The 2,635-nt window shown below is 37.5% G+C and carries 2 protein-coding genes; both read right to left on the bottom strand.

Going from position 1 to position 2,635, the window contains the following annotated elements:
- Positions 1-30 precede the first annotated feature (30 nt).
- Positions 31-1,095, bottom strand: a complete 1,065-nt coding sequence (locus tag KM934_RS12570) for a hypothetical protein (protein ID WP_215760951.1) — start codon at positions 1,093-1,095, stop codon at positions 31-33.
- Between the two features lie 21 nt (positions 1,096-1,116).
- Positions 1,117-1,845 carry a UpxY family transcription antiterminator gene (locus KM934_RS12565; protein ID WP_215760949.1) on the bottom strand — a complete coding sequence of 243 codons (729 nt, stop codon included), beginning with the start codon at positions 1,843-1,845 and terminating at the stop codon, positions 1,117-1,119.
- Between the last annotated feature and the right edge of the window lie 790 nt (positions 1,846-2,635).

The following is a 2,635-nucleotide window of genomic DNA, read 5'->3' as shown; positions in this document are numbered from 1 at the left end:
GTTGCTCAGGAACTTATAAATAAAGTTAAATTATAGTGTTGCGGAATTAAGGTTATTTTTAACATTTCCTATATTCTTCGTGATTTTAATTTTATGGGTATATTTACTATCTTCTTTCTTGCATTTCATTACCTTTTCTATAATATAGCCAGAATTCTTAGGTAAATCATAATTAGTCACATCCATTAAATAAGCATCATCCAACGGAATTGTTTTAAAATCCACTTTCACCCAAAAAGAAAAAGTTCCTTTCACCTCATTAGGCTCATCAATATGTTTTCCTCTTGCCTTATTACATTTAGCCGATGGACTATAATATGGAAGAGTCTCTATTGTATTCATTGCAACAGCAATGTTTTTTCCAACTCTTCTTTCTACATCCTTTCCCAACAAATCTCTCACCTTTCGGAGCTTGTTTGCATCTCCAAATATCCACATATAATAAGGACGTTGAGTGTTAGTCAAGTATGTATGAGGCTTCACCTTATTATAATAGAAACCAGTAAAAGAAGACATTAACCTATATACAATAACTCCAAAATTAGAGTCTTTTTCTAACTTTCTTTTTAAGGCTATTTGAATGGTAGTCTTTTGTTGCCCTAAGCATTTTTCTATATCTGGATCATTTTGGGGATCAAATACACAATCAGATACAAAAATAGAAATTCCTGTCGAATCCGCTTTTTGGATAATTCTCTCTAATAACTCTGCTATATTTGAGCTCTCTCTATTACCACCCCGACTTTGAAAAACACCTACAGACATACCATTTGAAAATTCATAATCACTTAAATTTGTCTGTATAGTTGTATCTGCATTGATAAAGAATTTATTAACAGGATCTTTCTCACCCAAAAGTTTTACGATATTAAATAAGTCTGTTTTGAATTCTGTATTTCCATTAACGTAGCCATCCATACTACCTGTATTTTCTACATATAAATTTACCTTACCGACCTCACATTTGTGAGATTCCAAGTATTGCTTTTCTAGTTTATGTATTTTTTCTAGTTTTTTACAATTAGGATTATGTTCACTACAAGAAGCAAACAATCCTAATAATCCTAGCAATCCTATATAAATTCTTTTGGTCATATTATTATTTTATAAAATTTATTACATTTTATCTAAAAACGCACTCGGCACGTACGCTGTCACAACCGTTACCAGTTCTTCCACTACTACTGCCACTCTTTGTTGACCTTGCCATCGTGCAACTCTTCCAATCACTCCCTTGAATGCGCCTTCGGTCACTTTCACCAACTGTCCTTTCTCGAACTTAGGCACTTCACCTAATGATACGATGGTATTGTCCGCATCGGCTGCACAGATGATTTTGAGACTTTCCATCTGATAGTCTGGAACTATCATAGGAATCTTCTCTATTCTGCGCCCAACATGGACGTGACGATAGTAAAAACGAAGAAATGGGAGGTTTACGTTGTCGTAAACAAAAGATTTGAGTTGTTCTTCGGTGCCGTAGGCGAAGAAGATGTTTGGTAAACGAGACTCGGTAACAACTTTACGCTTACCATTTATAAGTTTTACTACATTTGTAGTAGGATAAAAAGCCGTGATGCCTTTGGCTGTCATGTAGTCGTATGCCTTTTTCTCTCTACCGTATGTGGTGCGTAAAGCATACCAATGAGGGATATCTTCCTCTTTTGGTGCTTTAGGCTTACTTGCTATATGGGCATTTCTGGTGGACACCCCTGTTTGTGAACTCTCAGCGGAAACAGTGCTTTGAGCTTCGGGGAGGGCGTTGGAGGCAAGTCCAGCGCAAGGAGGGAATTCACCACCTCCTGAGGTGTGTACATCTTCTGATGTCCATTCATCGACTTTCATATCGGTGCTAACTTTTTTCTAGACAGAAATCCGTTAAATTGCGACAAAAAAAGAGCGTGGAATCGTCCTGTTGTCCATTCCACACACTGAGGCTCTACCAACTGCCTATCAAAGTCGAACAGACAACGTCAGAGCCCACACCGATATGAAAATCACTACCGCAAAGAGACCTATATAAAACATTTAACTGCACCCAAAAGGGTACAATTCATGCTTACAAGGTCTCCACGGGATTGATATAATCACACCCGGGACATCTACCGTTGACCATATTCGAGACTTTGATACTGATTGTTTTGGAAGATTTCAGTGTGTCTCAAACACAGCGTCGATAAACGCCTTCCATTATGTCTGGATTGTCTTCCCACCCAAAGCCCGCTTTCGTATAGATATGTCATGGTTGACTTCACTACACTCAGCACGGCGTAGGCTGCCGACTCGGTCATCATGAAAGAACTCGTCTTACAGCGACAACTGCGGTCTGGCTATACAATCCGACTGCAAAAATACGAAAAATTATTGAGAAAAGACAAGAAATGGCAGGAAATATAAATGCCACAACACAAATTTAAGACTATTTAAGTCTAATCGCTTTAATATCTCGATTATTTTGTGTAAGAAAGCGCACCGTAATAGATGACAAACATTCTAAAATATGCAAACTGCGCTACAAATAGAAAGCAAAAAGCGCACAGAGTTATACAACCATTTGGTATTTCTTCTCTGTACGCTATTATAGGGGTTGTCGTTTAATTCTAAGAATTCAATATCTATAGACGAGGGTATGCCT

The sequence above is a fragment of the Hallella faecis genome, from assembly GCF_018789675.1.
GTDB classification, from domain to species: Bacteria; Bacteroidota; Bacteroidia; order Bacteroidales; family Bacteroidaceae; genus Prevotella; species Prevotella faecis.
This window is presented reverse-complemented; position numbering and strand designations above follow the sequence as displayed.